Consider the following 16,002-nt stretch of genomic DNA (forward strand, 5'->3'; position numbering starts at 1 on the left):
ACAAGGCGCGCGCTTTTGGCATGAAAAAACCCCGCTTCAGTGAAGCGGGGTTTTTCGTTTGGGTATCTGGGCAGGATCAGTCCTGCGTGTAGAGCCCTTCGTAGATCGGGCCCAGCGTGTCCAGATCAAACAGCGAGGAGACGGAAGTGCCGTTCCAGGTGTTCAGGATCGCCTGCGCGAAGATCGGCGCGGTGGGGACGATGCGGATGTTCTCGGCCTTTTTCACGGCCGGCGTGGCCTCGATCGTGTCGGTGATCACGAGGCTCTTCATCACGGAGTTCGTGACACGGCCCACGGCGGGGCCGGAGAGCACACCGTGGGTGATGTAGCTGTGCACTTCCTTGGCACCTTGCTCCATCAGGTGCTCGGCGGCCTTGCAGAGCGTGCCTGCGGTGTCGCAAAGGTCGTCCACGATCAGGCAGACCTTGCCTTTCACATCGCCGATAACCGTCATCTCGGCCACTTCGCCGGGCTTCTCGCGGCGCTTGTCGACGATGGAGAGCGGGCTGTCGATCCGCTTCGCGAGCTCGCGGGCGCGGGCCACGCCGCCCACGTCCGGCGAAACGACCATCAGCTCGTCCATCTGATCCTTGAAGTGATGCGCGATATCGAGCGCGAAGATCGGCGAGGCGTAGAGGTTGTCCACCGGGATGTCGAAGAAACCCTGGATCTGGGTGGCGTGCAGATCCATCGTCAGCACCCGCTCAACACCGGCTTCCACCAGCATGTTGGCCACGAGCTTGGCGGTGATCGGCGTGCGGGCCTTGGTGCGGCGGTCCTGACGGGCGTAGCCGAAATAGGGGATCACGGCGGTGATGCGCCCGGCCGAGGAGCGGCGCAGCGCGTCGGCGATGATCAGCAGTTCCATCAGGTTGTCATTGGCCGGGTTCGAGGTGGGCTGGATGATGAACATATCCTCGCCGCGCACGTTCTCGAAGACCTCGACAAAGATCTCGCCGTCGTTGAAGCGTTCCACGCGGGCATCCACGAGGCCGACGTTCATGCCGCGGTGCATCGACATGCGGCGGGCCACCGCCTTGGCGAGGGACTTGTTGGCGTTGCCAGCGATCAGCTTGGGCTCATTGTTGGTGCGCATGGGGCAGCTCTCTTTTCGGCAGGGATCCGGGTGGGCTTGACGGATTCGTGAGTTTGACACCGCTTAGCACCCCTCTAGGCTCTTGCAAAGTTTACAGGGCCGGGAAGGGGCACGGATGGCACGGATTGACTATTATTTCGCGACGGTTTCACCGTTCACCTACATCGCGGGCACGCGGCTAGAGGAGATCGCGGCCCGGCACGGAGCCGAGATTGCCTATAAGCCGCTCGACATCATGGCGCTGTTTGCGCGCACCGGCGGCACGCCGCCAAAGGATCGCCACCCCTCCCGTCAGGAATACCGACTGCAGGAGATGCGCCGGCAGGCGGCCAAGAACGGGATGCCGATCAACCTGAAGCCCGCCTTCTGGCCTGCCAACCCTGCGCCCTCGTCTTATGCGCTCATCGCTGCGCAGAAGGCCGGCGGCGGCGATCTGGGCGCGCTGGTGGCCGGCTTCACCCGCGCCTGCTGGGCCGAGGACCGCAACATCGCCGAGGACGAGGTGATCCGCGATTGCCTCGCGGCGGCGGGCTTTGATCCGGCGCTGGCCAATGCCGGACTGCTGGAGGGGGCCGAGGCCTATGTGCGCAATCTCGAAGAGGCGGTTGAGGCCGGGGCTTTTGGGGCGCCGTTCTACATCGTTGGAGAAGAGCGGTTTTGGGGGCAGGACCGGCTCGCGGAGCTGGATGCATACCTGAGCACGCATGGATAGGGCAGGGCCGGGGCTCTGCCCCGGACCCCGAGATATTTTTGGAACAAAGTAGGGTTTAGAGCAGGGCGAGGAAGCGGTCGATCTCGGCCTCGGGCAGGGACCAGTCTGTGACGAAACGCGCGGTGATTTCGCCCTCGGCCGTTTCGCTGGCGCTGTAGACCGCACCGGCAGCTTGCAGGCGGGTGTGCAGGGCGGCAGGGAAGCGCGCGAAGATCATGTTCACTTCCGGGCTGTGCGTGAGGGTGACTTGCGGGCAGGCGCGCAGGCCTTTGGCAAGGCGGGCGGCTTTTTCGTTGGCCTGCTGCGCCATTTCCAGCCAGAGGCCGCCTTGCAGGTAGGCCAGCATTTGGGCCGCAAGGAAACGGTGTTTGGAGAAGAGATGCGCGGCGCGTTTGCGGCGCAGGGCAAGCTCCCAGTCGTGTGCGAGATCGAAGAAGATGACGGCCTCGACCCCCAGAAGGCCGTTTTTGGTGCCGCCGAAGCTGACGGCATCGATGCCGGCTTTCCACGTCATTTCGGCCGGGGTGCAGCCGAGGGCGGCGCAGGCATTGGCGAAGCGCGCCCCATCGAGATGGGTGGCGAGGCCGTTTTCGCGGGCCAGTGCTGTGAGGGCGGCGAGTTCGGCGAGGGTGTAGAGCGTGCCGCGCTCGGTGGCCTGTGTGAGCGTGAGCGCGCTGGGTTGGGGCACATGGACATCACCCTTCGGGCGGCGGGCCAGCGCGGCCTTGAGGGCTTCCGGCGTGATCTTGGCGTTCTCGGTGGCGACGGGGGAAAGCTTCGCGCCGCCGGAAAAGAACTCAGGCGCGTTGCATTCGTCTTCCTCTACATGGGCCAGATCGGCGCAGAAGGCGGTGCCCCAGGGCGGGGTGAGCGCGGCGAGGCTCAGGGCGTTGGCGGCGGTGCCGGTGGCCACGAGATGCACGCTGGCCTGCGGCGCCTCAAACAGGGCGTGGATGGCCTCAACCGCCTGCCGGGAAAGATCATCATTGCCGTAGGGGCGCGCGTGGCCCGTGTTGGCGGCCAGCAGCGCCTCCATCACCTGCGGATGCGCGGGGCCGGCGTTGTCGGAGGCGAAGAACATCAGGTCGGCTCCTCGATGATGTGGTCTTCCCACTCTTCTTCCGGCACCTCGAACTCGGGCACCGTCCAGCCGCGTACCGAGACGCCGGCCTCATGCACGCTTTCGGGCGTGCCGGAGATCAGCGGGTGCCAATCGTAGAGCGGCTTGCCCTCGTAGAGCAGGCGATAGGCGCAGGTGACGGGCATCCAATAGGCGGTGTCGGGCAGGGTTTTCGGCGAGAGCACCACGCATTCGGGTACGAATTGCTTGCGGATCTCATATTGGCTGCAGCGGCAGCTTTCATCGTCCAGCAGGCGGCAGGCAACGCGGGTGAGGGCGACCTCGCCGGTGTCGGCGTCCTCAAGCTTGTTGAGGCAGCATTTGCCGCAGCCGTCACAGAGCGCCTCCCACTCGGCGGGGGTGAGCTTGTTCAGCGCATGGCGCTCCCAGAAGCGCGGGCGCAGGCCCTTGCGCCGGATCGGATCCTTGGCGGCCATGGCTTCAGGCGCTCGCAAGGATCTGGCGGGCGTGGGCGCAGTCGGCGTCCATCTGGGTGATGAGCGCTTCAAGGCTGTCAAACCGCTCCTCGGGCCGCAGATATGCCACCAGCGCCACCGACAGGTGGCTGCCGTAGAGATCGCCTTTGAAATCGAAGACGAAGGTCTCGATATTGGGATGCTTGCCGTCAAAGGTGGGGCGGATGCCGATGGAGGCCGCGCCCAGATAGCTGCCCTTATGGGGGCCGGAAAGCACATCCACCTTCACCGCATACACGCCGAACATCGGCTGGTGCAGCCCGGCGATGGACATGTTGGCGGTCGGATAGCCCAGATCGCGGCCGCGCTGATCGCCGCGGATCACCTCGCCTTCGATGCGGTGCAAATGGCCCAGCATGCGCGCGGCATCTTCGGGGCGGCCTTCGGTGAGCGCGGTGCGGATGTTGGTGGAGGAGACCTCGCCGGCCTCGGTCTCCACGATCTCCACCACATGGACATCAAAGCCCATCTGCGCCCCGAAGGTTTTCAGATCCGCAACCGTGCCCTTGCGCCCCTTGCCGAAGCAGAAATCCGCGCCCACAACAACGCCTGAGAGCCCGAGCCCCTTGCTGATCACCTCGCGCGCGAACTCTTCAGCGGTGAGCGCCGAAAGCGTGGCGTTGAAGTTCATCTCGTAGAGCCGTTCCACACCCAGCCGCTTGAGGCGGTTGGCTTTCGCCTCGGCGTTCATCAGCCGGAAGGGCGGCGCGTCGGGTGCGAAATATTCGCGCGGGTGGGGCTCGAAGGTCATCACGCCGAGGGGGCGGCCCGCGGCCTGCGCCAGCGCGCGCGTCTGGGCGATGACGGCCTGATGGCCGATGTGCACGCCGTCGAAATTGCCGATCGCGGCGATGGCGCCCCGGTCCTGCTCTTCGACGAATTGGTAATCTCGTATGATCCGCATTTGCCCGGCGTAGCGCCCTTGCGGAAGCGTTGCAAGGGGGCGCGCTGCGTCGCTGGGATGTGGCGGGCGGGGTTAGTCGAACTTGCGGCTGGGGGCGAGCACGGTGGCTTCGCCTTTGAGCACGGGTTTGCCGTCGATCAGGCAGCGGGTGTCGAGCCGTACCCGGCGCTTGGCGTGATCGATTTCCAGCACTTCCACCTCGGCCAGCACCACGTCACCAGGGCGCACGGGGGCGAGGAACTTCAGGCTCTGGCCCATGTAGACAGTGCCATGGCCGGGCAGTTGCTCGCCGATCACCGCAGAGATCAGACCGGCGGTGAGCATGCCATGGGCGATGCGCCCTTCAAAGATCGTGTCCTGCGCGTAGGCCTCGTCCAGATGCACCGGGTTGCGGTCGGTGGAGACCTCGGCAAAGAGCTCGATGTCGCGATCGGTGACCTGTTTGCGCAGGGACCGCACCATGCCGATCTCCAGATCCTCGATGCAGATGGTGCCGCGGGGCATGTTGTCCAACATGGGGGCGTCTTTCCTGTTCATACTGCGCTGCAGCATAAATCAGGGGCGGGCAGAAATCAATCCGCCGCGCAAGAAAGAGGCGCAAGTGGCGCAAGTGTCGCAATTATGTTTCGCGTCGGATGCGCCGCCATGAGTTAGCGCAGGAAGCCGATGGCATAGGTCGGAGCCATCATTTCCTTTTGCAGATAGGCGTTTAGCAGGGCTTCATCGGGCTGTTCGCGGGTCGCGGTCTCGGCGGCGGCCAGCCCGCCGGTGATGAAGAGGCTGTCGATGTCCTCGCCCAGAGCGCCTTCGATATCGGTGCGGATTCCATCGCCGATGGCGAGGATACGGGAATCGGGGATGACCTCGCCAAGGGCGGTGAGCCGCAGCCGGGCGAGATCATAGATCGGCGGGTGGGGCTTGCCGAAATAGAGGCTCTCGCCGCCCATCTCGGTGTAAAGCTGCGCCACGGCACCGGCGCACCATTCGCGGGTCTCGCCGCGATCCACCACGATGTCGGGATTGGCGCAGAGCAGCTTCAGCCCCTTCTGCTTGGCATAGAGCAGCTGCGGGCGCAGGTCTGCCGGATCGGCCATCGCATCGAAGGGCCCGGTGCAGACAATGCCCTCGGCCTCTTCTAGCGCCACCTGCGAGATTGCAACCGGATCCTCGATGATCTTCAGCGGGTCGAAGAAGCTCTGATCATGGGGCGCGCCGATGAAGAAGATTTTTTCGCCCACGGCCCCGCGGAACATGGCGGCGCGGGCGGAATCGCCGCTGGTGGCGATGGAATCCCAGCAATCCGACGGCACGCCAATCTTGGCGAGCTGTTCCTCCACCGAGGCGCGGTGGCGGGGGGCGTTGGTGACGAAAACCACCTTGCCGCCCTGCGCGCGAAAGCCCTGCATAGCGGCGACGGCCTCGGGGAAGGGGCGGATCCCGTTGTGCATGCAGCCCCAGAGATCGACGAAGAGGGCATCGTATTGCGCGGCGATCTCGGAGAGGGATTGGATGATGCGGGTCATGGGGTCCTCGGGGCTGTGCGGTGGCGTGGTGGCACGTGCTTACCCGCTGCGGCGGGCGAGGTGCAGCCCTAATCTGGGGCAGGGGCCATGTTGCGGCGGTTTTCTGAAGCCATGGCGACGGAACCCCCGGCGCGGCGCGTATCAGGTTTAACCGGACCGAATGACTTAGACGTGAGGGATTTGAGATGAGCGATTTGGGGGCAGGGCGTGCATGGCTCGGAAACCTGCAGCGGGTGGCCGCCGCTTTTGTCTGCGTCAGCCTTGCACTGCTCACCGTTTCTGCCGTGGCGCTTTCGCCGGTGCTCTGGGCAGAGGTGCCCTATGCCGTTGTTCTGGACGCGGCCCGGTGACGCGTTTCTTCGCGGCCCTGCGGCGCATCTGGCGCGCGGCCCCGGTGGCGAGTCTCGTCTTGGCTGTTGCGCTTCTGGCGAGCGCGGTGTTCGGCCTGCGCGCCGCGCTGCACTGGCACCAGATGCCGCCGCGCGCGGAGCGGATGCAGCCCGTGGCCGGCTGGATGACACCGCGCTATGTGGCGCGATCGTGGCGCGTGCCGCCGGAGGTGGTGCTGGAGGCCATCGACGCTCCGCGCCCGCCGCCTGACGGGCCGATGAGCCTTGATGCGCTGGCCACCTTTCGTGGGGTTCCCACGGCGCAGGTGATTTCCGAGGCCGAAGCGGCCATCGCCGCCTTTCATGCTGCCAAACGGGCGGCGGACGAAGGCAAGATGCGATGACGGAAACGATCTTTGCCCTCGTCACGCAATACGGCAGCGTGGTGATCATGGCCTCGGCCTTTCTTTCCTGCCTGCTGCTGCCAATCCCGACCTCGCTGATGATGCTCACCGGCGGGGCCTTCGTAGCCTCGGGCGATCTCGACCCGCTCGCGGTTGGCGGCGCGGCCTTTCTGGGCGCGGTGCTGGGCGATCAGGCGGGCTACCTGATCGGGCGGCGGGGCGGTGCTGTGATGCTGCAGCGCCTTGCTCGCTCCCCGGCGCGCGCCGCTGCCCTTGGCCGCGCGCAGGCGCTGGTGGCGCGGCGCGGCGGGATCGGGGTGTTCCTTTCCACATGGGCGCTTGCGCCGCTGGGGCCCTGGGTCAATTTCGCCTCCGGTGCCGCGGGGCTATCGTGGCGGCGCTTCACGCTCTGGGACGTGGCGGGCGAGGCGATCTGGGTCACGCTCTATGTTGGGCTGGGCTACCTGTTCATGGATCAGGTGAGCTATGTGGCCGATGTCATGGGCAATGTGATCGGCTTTCTCGTGGCGCTTGCGGTCGCCGGGGCGATGGCGCTCTGGATCCGCGCCGTGCTGCGGGCCAAGGAGGCCGGGAGGGCAAGGGGGCTCCGGCCTGCCACTGGCGCTACTCCGCAATCGCCCCGCTGAAGGTGGCCGTGAGGCGCTCGTTCAGGGCGTGGTGGGGCTTGGCGGAAGTGCCATAATGCAGCTCTGCGAAGGCGGCGATGTCGTTGAAGATCACCTTGGTGGTGCCATCCGCACCGGCATAGACCAGCAGCTTCTGGCAGAAGGCATCGAGCCCGATGGCCGGGAAATCGGCCATGGCCACGCCGCCGGGGCCGGGGCCGCCGAAGAGAAGGAGCACCGCGTCCGGCACGTCGGTGCCAAGCGCTTCGGCTTCTGCGGTGAAGTCGATCTCTCCGAACCAGACGGTATCGTCCTGCGCCATCACCACCTCTTTCAGGCTGGCCACAGCCGTAGGGACGTCCATGCCGGTGGTCAGTTCGATGACTCCGTAATCCTGCGTGAGCGCCTCGGTGGGCGCAGTCGCAACGGGACCGGCCATTTCTCCGGTGACACTGGCAAGGCGCGCGCTGAATTCCTCAAGGGCAGCGCCGCCGGACAGGCCATGGCGGATCTGCAGGAAGCCTGCACCTGTGGTGATCGCGGCGGCCTCGGACCCGTTGCCATAGGCGAGCAGGCGGAAGGGCAGATCCAGCCCGGCACGGATGTTTTCCGCCAGAAGCGGTGTGTTCACTGCCGGATCCGAGAAGATCTGCACCCGCGAGGGCGGCATGGCAACGCCCTCGGCCTCGGCAAGGCGGGCGTGATCAATTTCCACGATAGGCGTGAGCCCGGCGCTCTCGATGGCGCGGGTGGCCCCTTGAGCGATGGCGTCCACATCGGCCTGAAGCGTATCAGCAAGGGCTGGCGCGGCGAAAAGGCCCGCGAAAGCCGCGCCCTTGGCGAATGCCCGAAAATGGAGTGGTTTCATTAGTCGTCTCTCCTTCGTCGTTGAGCGTGGATCGGTCACGTCGCGGCCCGCAGGCAGCGCAGGGCAAGAGCGGCAAAGAACAGCTCAGCCACCAGATAAAACAGCAACACGCCGTTTGGCATGCCGTCGAGGACGATGCTTAGGATCCGTCCTGCCGCCAGTCCGGCCATGAACAGGAAAAGCACCCATAGGGCGGGGATGGTGAGGTTAGGGCGGCTCGCACCGGCCAACCAGAAAAGAGCGTTGGCAAGATACAGCCCCATGATGGCGCGAAAGACGTGAGTCTGGTTCACACCCTCGACGGGGAAGCCGAGCAGGTAGGTTACAGTGGCTGACGGCATGACGCCGTAAGACAGGGCAATCGGCACCAGGCCCAACGCAGCGAGGATCAGGACGAGGCGATCAGACAATAGCTTGCCCTCCAGTCAGAAATGCCGAGCAGTGCGCTCGCCCTGAGCGGGAGATAAACGTCGCCGGCTAATCAATGGAGTAACCTTTGCGCATTCGGCGCTTTGGGGAAAGGGGGCAACCGGGTAGGACTTTAGCCTTTCGGTTGGCGAGAAAACGATTGAAAAGACAAAAAAAGGGCCGCCCGATGGGCAGCCCTCGCATTGGTTCTGAAGTGCGGGCGCGGCCCGCTGCGGATCAGACCTTCAGGTTGGGAATGATCTGTTTCTTGCGGCTCATGATGCCCGGCAGGACCACGGCATCGCCCGAAACGGTGGCGCCGAAGCTCTTCTCGGCGACGGTTTTCACCAGATCGTTGGGCACCAGAAGCGTGGCTTCCTCGGCGAGGATATCCACCACGAACAGAAGCACCTGATCCACGCCATCCTCGGCGGCCACACCACCCATGGAGGCCATCAGGCTCGCCTTGCGGTCCAGCACCATCTTCGGCGCGGTGGTTTCCAGCACGGAAACGCGGAACTTGGTGCCGTCGAGCGCGTATTCCTTGGAGTCCATGCGCAGCAGTTCGGCATCGGAGAAAGCGGAGACGTCGGATTTGGCTTCGAACATCTCAGACGCATAGGCGTCCACGTCCACACCCAGCTCAGCGGCCAGCTTCAGGGCCACGGCTTTGTCGTGCTCGGTGGTGGTGGGGGAGCGGAAGTTCAGCGTGTCCGACAGGATGCAGGAGAGTGCGGCGCCCTTGATGGCTTCGGGCATCTTGGCGGCGTCATCGCCCATCAGGTCCACCATGATCGTCGCGGTGCAGGCCAGCGGGCGCACGGTGATGTCGATCGGCTTTTTGGTGGCAAGACCGCCCTGCAGCATGTGGTGGTCGATGATCTGCACCACATCGGCCTCGTTGATGGAGGCGGGCAGTTCGGCGACGTTGTTGGTGTCCACCACAACCACGGTGTCCTCAGCGCTCACGTCGGCGATGATTTCCGGCTGCTCAAAGCCCCAGCGCTTCAGCACGAAGGCGGCTTCGGTGTTGGGCTCGCCCAGCAGCTTGGCTTCGGCCGGGGTGCCTTTGATCTCAGAGAGGTACCACGCCCAGACGAGCGGGGAGCCGGTGGAATCGGTATCGGGGGATTTGTGGCCGAGAACTTTGATGGTCATAGGGGAGGGTCCACTTGCAAAGAAAAGCGTTGAATTTGGCCCGGCTTATAGGCGGCGGGGGCGGGCTTGTCACGAGGTGGGATGTCGCGGTTGCAGCACGCCGAAAGATGCCGCACTCTGGGGACAGAACACGCAGAGCGCCCGGCAAGCGGCGCGCGGCAATAGGCGGAGCAGCACAGATGCAAACATGGAAACACACAGTGGCAGGGGGCGGGCTGATGCTTGGCCTCGTGGCCTGCGCCCAGACAATCGGCACCCCGGTGGCGCAGGGCAAGGCGACCTACGATCAATATTGCGCCCAGTGCCACGGCACCTCAGGCATGGGTGATGGTCCGCTGGCGGGCAGCCTGCCGGGCGGCAAGGCCCCGGATCTGACGGGAATCGCGGCGGCCAATGGCGGCACTTTCCCGGAAGTGGCGGTGATGAGCCAGATCGACGGCTATTTCCGCGAAGGCTCGCACACGAGCCTGATGCCGGAGTTTGGCGAGATCCTCGCCGACGGGCCGACGGTGATCTACGAAAGCGGCGATGGCACCGAGACGCCAACGCCCGAGCTTCTGGTGGATCTCGTCGCCTACCTGGAAACCCTGCAGCGCTAGACGCGTGGCAGGCAGATCACATCAGGGCAGGCTACATCAGGCAAAGCGCCAGCCAGGGCACCACGGTGAACACCAGCGTGGCGATCTTGTAGTTGGCGAGGAAGCTGAAATAGGCCTCTGGCAGCGCCTCCTGTGGCACGCCGGTGAGCTTTGTATGGATCGCCTTGGCCCAGTCGCCAAGCAGCATGAGCATCACCGTTGCGAAGAGCAGGAAGGCAATGTTGATCAAAGCCATCAGGCCGAAGAACTGCTGCAGGGTGTCAATGGTCATTGGGGCCTCCTTGGGTGGCCAGAGGGGAGGCGAAAGGCCTCCCTTTCTCACCCTTTAGATGGGGATTTTGGCGTGTTTTCTCAAGGGGCGGCGTGGTGAGCAAGCCCAGCGAAACCGATCTCTACGCGCCGCTGAAATCCTATCTGGAGGCGCGCGGCTTTACCGTGAAGAGCGAAGTCTCCGGGGTGGATATCGTGGCCGTTCAGGAGGGCGGGCCGGACGCTGATGCGGAGCCCGTTCTGATCGAGATGAAGCTTAGCTTTTCCCTCACATTGTTTCATCAGGCCGTCGCGCGCCAGACAGTGAGCGAGGCCGTTTACATCGCCGTGCCACGCGGCAAGGGGCGCGCGTTTCAGAAGGTGCTGAAATCCAGCCTGACCCTGTGCCGCCGCCTCGGTCTCGGCCTGCTGACGGTGCGGCTTTCGGATGGCTTCGTGGAGGCCCACGTTGACCCGGGCCCCTACCGCCCCAAGATGGCGGCGCGGCGCAAGGCGGGGCTGCTGCGCGAATTTGCCCGGCGCGCGGGTGATCCTAACACCGGCGGCACGCGGGGCCAGCTCGTGACCGCCTACCGGCAGGACGCCCGCCGCCTGCTGGCCTATCTGGCCGAGGCCGGGCCGAGCAAGGGCAGCGTGGTGGCCAAGGCCACGGGCGTGGCGCGGGCCACCGAGATGATGGCGACCAATCACAAGGGCTGGTTCTGCCGCGTGGAGCGCGGGATCTATGCCGCTACCGACGCGGGGCTTGCAGAATTGGCGCAGGCTGAGGCCGAGTAGGCCTGCCTATTTGATGCCGACACCCAGACGGAAGCCGCTGGTTTTGCCCGTGTCCCGATCATTGCCCATGTGGTAGACGCGGATCGTGTAGTCGCCGTTTTCGGGCAGTTCGATAAAGGCGTCGTTGCCGTCGATGGAGCCATTGTAGATCGCGTAGCCGTCGGAGCCCGGCGGTAGGATGTTGAAATAGACGGTGCCGCTACCGTTGGTGCCTTCCACGGAGAGGCCCACATTCATCTGCTGGCCCGCGCGGGCGCCGAGCACGTAGTCGGTATATTCGTCGCCAATGATGCTGCCGCTTAAGGTTGCGCTGTCGGTGCCGCGTTCGAACTGCACGGGGATCGTCGTTTGCGCCGTCGCGGGAAGTGCGAAAAGTACGAGGGCGGACAACAGGATGTGTCGCATGGGGGCCTCCGGTTGATGATGCGTGAACCGAAAGCCTAGCGCGTCGGGGGCGTTGCGGCCAGTTCTCTGCAAGAGCAGGGCTCAGTTGCCAGCCCTTTTGCCCCGCCAGAGAATGAAGAGGCCCGAGGCCACAATCAGAGCTGAGCCCAAGAGCATCGCGGGCGTCAGGCTTTCTCCGAACAGCAGGAGCCCAAGCGCCACGCCGAAGATCAGCCGGGTGTAGCGGAAGGGCGTCACGGCGGAGACTTCACCGGTGCGCATCGCCTTCATCAGGCTCGCATAGGCCGCCGTGCCGCAGAGGATGGCACCCAACAGGCACATAGCGGCGCGGGGATCGGGCAGGGCGAAGGCCGCCCCTTCCCAAAGCGCGTAGCCGCTGCCGGCCACGATCAGCGCAAGGAAGCCGTAATAGCCCAGCACGGCGGTGGAGAGCCCCGCCGGGGCCGCGCGGCTGGCCAGATCGCGGCCCGCGAAGCCCAGCATACCGACCACGGCGATCAGCGACAGAGGTGAGAAGCTCTCTGCGCCCGGCTGCAGGATGATCAGCACCCCGGCAAGGCCGATGCCGATGGCGCTCCAGCGTCGCCAGCCGACGCGCTCGCTGAACACAAGCGCGGCCCCGGCCACCACCACAAGCGGCGTGGCCTGCAGGATCACTGTGGCCGTCGACAGCGGCAGCAGCGCGATGGCGAGCATGTAGAAAAGCCGCCCGACCACCTCGAACACCGCCCGGATCTGCATCGGGCGGGAGGCAACCTCGGGGGCCAGCAGGTGCGCCCCCGTCAGGCGGGCCACCAGTGCGAAAATCAGCGCGCCACCCAGACCGAAGAGGATCAGCACCTCGCTCACGGGCAGGCTTTGGGCGGCGGCTTTTAGGAAGGCGTCTTCCACGGCGAAGGCCGCCATGGCTGCGATCATGAAGGCACTGCCGCGCAGGTTGGCGGTCCGGTCCGTGGCGATCTGCATGAGAAAGGGGCCTCTGCCCGCGTGGCGGCCCGGTCAGGCCGCCCTGGCGCGCCTAGGCCTTGCCCTTGTTGTTGGCGTTGCGCCCGGCGCCGGGCTGGGCGATGGGGCCGATGGCCGTCCAGGTGATGGAGGCGCGGGCGATGTGGGTGTTGTCCCACGTCAGGAACACGGCCGTGAAGCCCGTGGCCGAGACATTCTCGGCGGCCACGTGAAAGCGCAGGTTGGTGCTTTGGTCGGCGTCCATCCCGGTCAGCGCCACCGACATCACCGGCACGTCGAGGAAAGGCTGCTTGAAGATGAAGCTCATCTCCACCCGGCGCTCACCGTCGCCCGACCACATGTAATCGCCGGAATCGACATGGTTGAACAACTCATCCGTCGCCGAAAGCACGGCGCTGCTGGAGGAGAGGTGCAGCAGTTGCTGGATGAAAGGTGTGCGGATCACCTCGTCTTTCATGGCGGCCTTCTTCTCTGTGTCGCTTGTAGGTTTCATACGCTTTGGTGCCTCAAAGCGATACCACCTGTCAAAGGTGGAATTCCTGACTGGACAGCCGTTCAGTGACGCTGCGTGCAGTTTTTTCCGGGCGGCGCTGTTGACAGGCCGCGGGCCGTTGCCTATTTCCGGTGCGTTATCACTCTACACGCTTGAGTGCTAACATTGGGAGACAACTCGAACTGAGGAACGAATTCGAGATGGCATTTACACCGCTTCACGACCGTGTTCTGGTCCGTCGCGTTGAGAGCGACGAGAAAACCGCTGGCGGGCTGATCATCCCCGATAGCGCAAAAGAAAAGCCGGCCGAAGGCCTGGTTGTTGCTGTTGGCGCTGGCGCCAAAGACGAAGACGGCGACCGCATCGCGATGGATGTGAAAGAAGGGGACAAGATCCTCTTCGGCAAATGGTCCGGCACCGAAGTCACCATCGATGGTGAAGAGCTGCTGATCATGAAAGAATCCGACATCATGGGCATCATCGCCTGATCGTCGACTGACCTTTCCACAGAAATTCTCTAGGAGCATTCGAAATGGCAAAAGACGTCAAATTCGATACCGATGCCCGCAACCGCATGCTGAAAGGCGTCAACATTCTGGCTGATGCCGTGAAAGTGACGCTCGGCCCGAAAGGCCGCAACGTGGTTCTGGACAAATCCTTCGGCGCCCCGCGCATCACCAAGGACGGCGTGTCCGTGGCGAAGGAAATCGAACTGGAAGACAAGTTCGAAAACATGGGCGCCCAGATGGTGAAGGAAGTCGCTTCCCGCACCAACGACGAAGCTGGCGACGGCACCACCACCGCCACCGTTCTGGCCCAGGCCATCGTGAAAGAAGGCATGAAGCAGGTTGCTGCTGGCCTGAACCCGATGGATCTGAAGCGCGGCATCGACCTCGCGACCGCGAAAGTGGTTGAGTCCATCAAGGCGGCCTCCCGCCCGGTGAACGACTCCGCTGAAGTCGCCCAGGTTGGCACCATCTCCGCCAACGGCGAAGCCGAGATCGGCCGTCAGATCGCTGACGCGATGCAGAAAGTCGGCAACGAAGGCGTCATCACGGTTGAGGAAAACAAAGGCCTCGAAACCGAGACCGACGTTGTGGAAGGCATGCAGTTCGACCGCGGCTACCTGTCTCCCTACTTCGTAACCAACCCGGACAAGATGGTTGCTGAGCTCGAAGACTGCATGATCCTGCTGCACGAGAAGAAGCTCTCTTCCCTGCAGCCGATGGTGCCGCTGCTCGAGTCCGTGATCCAATCCCAGAAGCCGCTGCTGATCATCGCAGAGGACGTGGAAGGCGAAGCCCTCGCGACCCTCGTGGTGAACAAGCTGCGTGGTGGCCTGAAGATCGCTGCCGTCAAGGCTCCGGGCTTCGGCGACCGTCGCAAGGCCATGCTGCAGGACATCGCGATCCTGACCGGCGGCCAGGTGATCTCTGAAGATCTCGGCATGAAGCTCGAGAACGTGACCGTGGACATGCTTGGCTCCGCCAAGAAAGTCACCATCACCAAAGACGAGACCACCGTTGTGGACGGCGCTGGCGAGAAGGCCGAGATCGAAGCCCGCGTGGCCCAGATCCGCACCCAGATCGAAGAGACCTCCTCTGACTACGACCGTGAGAAGCTGCAAGAGCGCGTGGCCAAACTGGCCGGCGGTGTTGCCGTGATCCGCGTCGGCGGCATGACCGAAGTGGAAGTGAAAGAGCGTAAAGATCGCGTTGACGATGCTCTGAACGCCACCCGCGCTGCCGTTCAGGAAGGCGTGGTTGTCGGCGGCGGTGTTGCCCTCGTGCAGGCTGGCAAGGTGCTGGAAGGCCTCGAAGGCGCCAACTCCGATCAGAACGCCGGCATCATGATCGTGCGCAAGGCCATCGAGGCCCCGCTGCGCCAGATCGCCGAGAACGCCGGTGTTGACGGTGCTGTCGTGGCTGGCAAGGTCCGTGAATCCAACGATCTGACCTTCGGCTTCAACGCCCAGACCGAAGAATATGGCGACATGTTCAAGTTCGGCGTCATCGACCCGGCCAAGGTTGTCCGCACCGCTCTGGAAGACGCTGCTTCCGTTGCTGGCCTGCTGATCACCACCGAAGCCATGGTTGCCGACAAGCCCGCCAAAGACGGCGGCGCCCCGGCAATGCCCGACATGGGCGGCATGGGCGGCATGATGTAAGCCACACGGCTGAACATCTGTTCATCAGGAGGGGCTGCCCATCGGGCGGCCCCTTTTTCATTTGTGCGATCAAGGTTCTGGCGGGCAGTTCGGACGCGCAACTCATCCAAAATACCTCCTGCCGCGTATCCTTCTGTAGATGACGCACACACGTCCCGGAGGTTCAACATGCGCAAATTTCTGATCGCCCCCGCTCTTGTCGCCCTTGCGATGGTGACGGCTCCCTTGCGTGCCGACGCTCTGCCGCCCGAGATTTCCGCCACCGTGGGGCAGGCCACGCCCATCGGCGCGGTCTCTTTCTCTGCGCTTGGCTTCAAGTTCTACGACGCAAAGCTCTACACCGCCGGTGGCCGCGCCTTCGGTTGGGAGCAACCTTTCGGGCTAGAGCTCGCCTACAGCCGCGGCATCTCGGCGGGTCAGCTGATCGGGGCCACCATGCGCGAACTGCGCCGGATGGAGGGACGTCAGGGGGATCACGCTGCGATTGAAGCGCAGCTGGCCACCTGCTTCAAGAGCGTCTCCCAAGGTGATCGCTACGTGGCGATCCCAGCAGGGCGCGACGGGGTGGATTTCTGGCTGAATGGCCGCAAGACCTGCGAGCTGCGCCATCCGGGTGCGCGGGAGCGGGTGCTGGGCATCTGGCTCTCCGACAACGCCCGCGACCCGGCACTTTCACGGAAGCTGCGCGGCCAGGGCTAAAG

At 64.4% G+C, this 16,002-nt stretch carries 22 protein-coding genes; 9 read left to right on the plus strand and 13 right to left on the minus strand.

Features of this window, described 5'->3' with window-relative positions:
* Positions 1-76: 76 nt before the first annotated feature.
* Entirely contained in the window at positions 77-1,096 is a 1,020-nt protein-coding gene (locus KVX96_RS05930; protein WP_261193394.1) for a ribose-phosphate pyrophosphokinase, read from the minus strand.
* Between the two features lie 115 nt (positions 1,097-1,211).
* Here KVX96_RS05930 and KVX96_RS05935 point away from each other — a divergent pair, with 115 nt between their 5' ends.
* Complete coding sequence (locus KVX96_RS05935; RefSeq protein WP_261193395.1) at positions 1,212-1,808, plus strand: 2-hydroxychromene-2-carboxylate isomerase; 597 nt, start codon at positions 1,212-1,214, stop codon at positions 1,806-1,808.
* Positions 1,809-1,863: 55 nt separating this feature from the next.
* On the opposite strand, the gene KVX96_RS05940 is transcribed toward KVX96_RS05935, so the two are convergent.
* The 5 genes from KVX96_RS05940 to KVX96_RS05960 all read right to left on the minus strand — a co-directional run bounded on the left by KVX96_RS05940 (position 1,864) and on the right by KVX96_RS05960 (position 5,831).
* Entirely contained in the window at positions 1,864-2,889 is a 1,026-nt protein-coding gene (locus KVX96_RS05940; RefSeq protein WP_261193396.1) for a threonine aldolase family protein, read from the minus strand.
* Positions 2,889-3,365: a YcgN family cysteine cluster protein gene (locus tag KVX96_RS05945; RefSeq protein ID WP_261193397.1), complete on the minus strand. Its 477-nt coding sequence runs from the start codon at positions 3,363-3,365 to the stop codon at positions 2,889-2,891. Before KVX96_RS05945 ends, KVX96_RS05940 begins: the two co-directional genes overlap by 1 nt.
* A 4-nt stretch (positions 3,366-3,369) precedes the next feature.
* Positions 3,370-4,308 (minus strand): bifunctional riboflavin kinase/FAD synthetase, encoded by a 939-nt coding sequence (locus tag KVX96_RS05950; RefSeq protein WP_261193398.1) that lies wholly within the window; start codon positions 4,306-4,308, stop codon positions 3,370-3,372.
* 72 nt (positions 4,309-4,380) lie between these two features.
* A complete protein-coding gene (locus KVX96_RS05955; RefSeq protein ID WP_261193399.1) occupies positions 4,381-4,824 on the minus strand; it encodes a MaoC family dehydratase in 444 nt (147 codons plus the stop codon).
* 134 nt (positions 4,825-4,958) lie between these two features.
* A complete protein-coding gene (locus tag KVX96_RS05960) occupies positions 4,959-5,831 on the minus strand; it encodes a TIGR01459 family HAD-type hydrolase (protein ID WP_261193400.1) in 873 nt (290 codons plus the stop codon).
* Between the two features lie 185 nt (positions 5,832-6,016).
* Here KVX96_RS05960 and KVX96_RS05965 point away from each other — a divergent pair, with 185 nt between their 5' ends.
* From KVX96_RS05965 to KVX96_RS05975, 3 genes are read left to right on the plus strand one after another with little or no spacing between them, the layout of a single operon-like run.
* Positions 6,017-6,181 carry a hypothetical protein gene (locus tag KVX96_RS05965; protein WP_261193401.1) on the plus strand — a complete coding sequence of 55 codons (165 nt, stop codon included), beginning with the start codon at positions 6,017-6,019 and terminating at the stop codon, positions 6,179-6,181.
* Positions 6,178-6,564, plus strand: a complete 387-nt coding sequence (locus tag KVX96_RS05970; RefSeq protein WP_261193402.1) for a hypothetical protein — start codon at positions 6,178-6,180, stop codon at positions 6,562-6,564. Before KVX96_RS05965 ends, KVX96_RS05970 begins: the two co-directional genes overlap by 4 nt.
* Entirely contained in the window at positions 6,561-7,211 is a 651-nt protein-coding gene (locus KVX96_RS05975) for a DedA family protein (protein ID WP_261193404.1), read from the plus strand. The genes KVX96_RS05970 and KVX96_RS05975 overlap by 4 nt, the downstream gene beginning before the upstream one ends.
* Here the strand turns inward: KVX96_RS05975 and KVX96_RS05980 are convergent.
* From KVX96_RS05980 to KVX96_RS05990, 3 genes are all read right to left on the minus strand, one after another.
* Positions 7,189-8,058, minus strand: coding sequence for a DUF302 domain-containing protein (locus KVX96_RS05980; RefSeq protein ID WP_261193405.1), 870 nt, complete (start codon positions 8,056-8,058; stop codon positions 7,189-7,191). The two genes, KVX96_RS05975 and KVX96_RS05980, sit on opposite strands and share 23 nt — an antisense overlap.
* Positions 8,059-8,093: 35 nt before the next feature.
* Positions 8,094-8,468 carry a DUF4345 domain-containing protein gene (locus KVX96_RS05985; protein ID WP_261193406.1) on the minus strand — a complete coding sequence of 125 codons (375 nt, stop codon included), beginning with the start codon at positions 8,466-8,468 and terminating at the stop codon, positions 8,094-8,096.
* Between the two features lie 235 nt (positions 8,469-8,703).
* Positions 8,704-9,624 (minus strand): manganese-dependent inorganic pyrophosphatase, encoded by a 921-nt coding sequence (locus KVX96_RS05990; protein ID WP_261193407.1) that lies wholly within the window; start codon positions 9,622-9,624, stop codon positions 8,704-8,706.
* A 179-nt stretch (positions 9,625-9,803) separates the two neighbouring features.
* Between KVX96_RS05990 and KVX96_RS05995 the strand changes: the two genes are divergently transcribed.
* Positions 9,804-10,223, plus strand: coding sequence for a c-type cytochrome (locus KVX96_RS05995; RefSeq protein ID WP_261193408.1), 420 nt, complete (start codon positions 9,804-9,806; stop codon positions 10,221-10,223).
* 31 nt (positions 10,224-10,254) lie between these two features.
* Here the strand turns inward: KVX96_RS05995 and KVX96_RS06000 are convergent, their stop codons facing one another.
* On the minus strand, positions 10,255-10,494 hold the full coding sequence (locus tag KVX96_RS06000; RefSeq protein ID WP_261193409.1) for a DUF6868 family protein: 240 nt from the start codon (positions 10,492-10,494) through the stop codon (positions 10,255-10,257).
* A gap of 95 nt (positions 10,495-10,589) precedes the next feature.
* Here KVX96_RS06000 and KVX96_RS06005 point away from each other — a divergent pair, with 95 nt between their 5' ends.
* Entirely contained in the window at positions 10,590-11,270 is a 681-nt protein-coding gene (locus KVX96_RS06005; RefSeq protein WP_261193410.1) for a DUF2161 domain-containing phosphodiesterase, read from the plus strand.
* 6 nt (positions 11,271-11,276) lie between these two features.
* Here the strand turns inward: KVX96_RS06005 and KVX96_RS06010 are convergent, their stop codons facing one another.
* The 3 genes from KVX96_RS06010 to KVX96_RS06020 form a co-directional block, all read right to left on the minus strand.
* A complete protein-coding gene (locus KVX96_RS06010) occupies positions 11,277-11,675 on the minus strand; it encodes a hypothetical protein (protein ID WP_261193411.1) in 399 nt (132 codons plus the stop codon).
* 81 nt (positions 11,676-11,756) lie between these two features.
* On the minus strand, positions 11,757-12,641 hold the full coding sequence (locus tag KVX96_RS06015; RefSeq protein WP_261193412.1) for a DMT family transporter: 885 nt from the start codon (positions 12,639-12,641) through the stop codon (positions 11,757-11,759).
* A 52-nt stretch (positions 12,642-12,693) separates the two neighbouring features.
* Positions 12,694-13,098 (minus strand): H-type lectin domain-containing protein, encoded by a 405-nt coding sequence (locus KVX96_RS06020; protein WP_261193413.1) that lies wholly within the window; start codon positions 13,096-13,098, stop codon positions 12,694-12,696.
* Positions 13,099-13,334: 236 nt separating this feature from the next.
* Between KVX96_RS06020 and KVX96_RS06025 the strand changes: the two genes are divergently transcribed.
* From KVX96_RS06025 to KVX96_RS06035, 3 genes are all read left to right on the plus strand, one after another.
* Entirely contained in the window at positions 13,335-13,622 is a 288-nt protein-coding gene (locus KVX96_RS06025; protein ID WP_261193414.1) for a co-chaperone GroES, read from the plus strand.
* Between the two features lie 44 nt (positions 13,623-13,666).
* A complete protein-coding gene (groL, locus tag KVX96_RS06030) occupies positions 13,667-15,301 on the plus strand; it encodes a chaperonin GroEL (protein ID WP_261193416.1) in 1,635 nt (544 codons plus the stop codon).
* 168 nt (positions 15,302-15,469) lie between these two features.
* The gene (locus tag KVX96_RS06035) at positions 15,470-16,000 is read left to right on the plus strand and encodes a chalcone isomerase family protein (RefSeq protein WP_261193417.1); all 531 of its coding nucleotides are present in this window, start codon (positions 15,470-15,472) and stop codon (positions 15,998-16,000) included.
* Positions 16,001-16,002: the final 2 nt, after the last annotated feature.

It is taken from the genome of Pseudoruegeria sp. SHC-113, from assembly GCF_025376885.1.
GTDB lineage: Bacteria > Pseudomonadota > Alphaproteobacteria > Rhodobacterales > Rhodobacteraceae > Pseudoruegeria.

Excerpts from the sequence above, each read along its gene's own strand:
- KVX96_RS05930 (WP_261193394.1), bottom strand. The coding sequence starts at position 1,096 with ATGCGCACCAACAATGAGCCCAAGCTGATCGCTGGCAACGCCAACAAG.
- KVX96_RS05965 (WP_261193401.1), top strand. The coding sequence starts at position 6,017 with ATGAGCGATTTGGGGGCAGGGCGTGCATGGCTCGGAAACCTGCAGCGG.
- KVX96_RS05980 (WP_261193405.1), bottom strand. The coding sequence starts at position 8,058 with ATGAAACCACTCCATTTTCGGGCATTCGCCAAGGGCGCGGCTTTCGCG.
- KVX96_RS06025 (WP_261193414.1), top strand. The coding sequence starts at position 13,335 with ATGGCATTTACACCGCTTCACGACCGTGTTCTGGTCCGTCGCGTTGAG.
- KVX96_RS05935 (WP_261193395.1), top strand. The coding sequence starts at position 1,212 with ATGGCACGGATTGACTATTATTTCGCGACGGTTTCACCGTTCACCTAC.
- KVX96_RS06015 (WP_261193412.1), bottom strand. The coding sequence starts at position 12,641 with ATGCAGATCGCCACGGACCGGACCGCCAACCTGCGCGGCAGTGCCTTC.
- KVX96_RS05945 (WP_261193397.1), bottom strand. The coding sequence starts at position 3,365 with ATGGCCGCCAAGGATCCGATCCGGCGCAAGGGCCTGCGCCCGCGCTTC.
- KVX96_RS06010 (WP_261193411.1), bottom strand. The coding sequence starts at position 11,675 with ATGCGACACATCCTGTTGTCCGCCCTCGTACTTTTCGCACTTCCCGCG.
- KVX96_RS05990 (WP_261193407.1), bottom strand. The coding sequence starts at position 9,624 with ATGACCATCAAAGTTCTCGGCCACAAATCCCCCGATACCGATTCCACC.
- KVX96_RS05955 (WP_261193399.1), bottom strand. The coding sequence starts at position 4,824 with ATGTTGGACAACATGCCCCGCGGCACCATCTGCATCGAGGATCTGGAG.
- KVX96_RS06000 (WP_261193409.1), bottom strand. The coding sequence starts at position 10,494 with ATGACCATTGACACCCTGCAGCAGTTCTTCGGCCTGATGGCTTTGATC.
- KVX96_RS06035 (WP_261193417.1), top strand. The coding sequence starts at position 15,470 with ATGCGCAAATTTCTGATCGCCCCCGCTCTTGTCGCCCTTGCGATGGTG.
- groL (WP_261193416.1), top strand. The coding sequence starts at position 13,667 with ATGGCAAAAGACGTCAAATTCGATACCGATGCCCGCAACCGCATGCTG.
- KVX96_RS06020 (WP_261193413.1), bottom strand. The coding sequence starts at position 13,098 with ATGAAAGACGAGGTGATCCGCACACCTTTCATCCAGCAACTGCTGCAC.
- KVX96_RS05995 (WP_261193408.1), top strand. The coding sequence starts at position 9,804 with ATGCAAACATGGAAACACACAGTGGCAGGGGGCGGGCTGATGCTTGGC.
- KVX96_RS05950 (WP_261193398.1), bottom strand. The coding sequence starts at position 4,308 with ATGCGGATCATACGAGATTACCAATTCGTCGAAGAGCAGGACCGGGGC.
- KVX96_RS05975 (WP_261193404.1), top strand. The coding sequence starts at position 6,561 with ATGACGGAAACGATCTTTGCCCTCGTCACGCAATACGGCAGCGTGGTG.
- KVX96_RS05940 (WP_261193396.1), bottom strand. The coding sequence starts at position 2,889 with ATGTTCTTCGCCTCCGACAACGCCGGCCCCGCGCATCCGCAGGTGATG.
- KVX96_RS05960 (WP_261193400.1), bottom strand. The coding sequence starts at position 5,831 with ATGACCCGCATCATCCAATCCCTCTCCGAGATCGCCGCGCAATACGAT.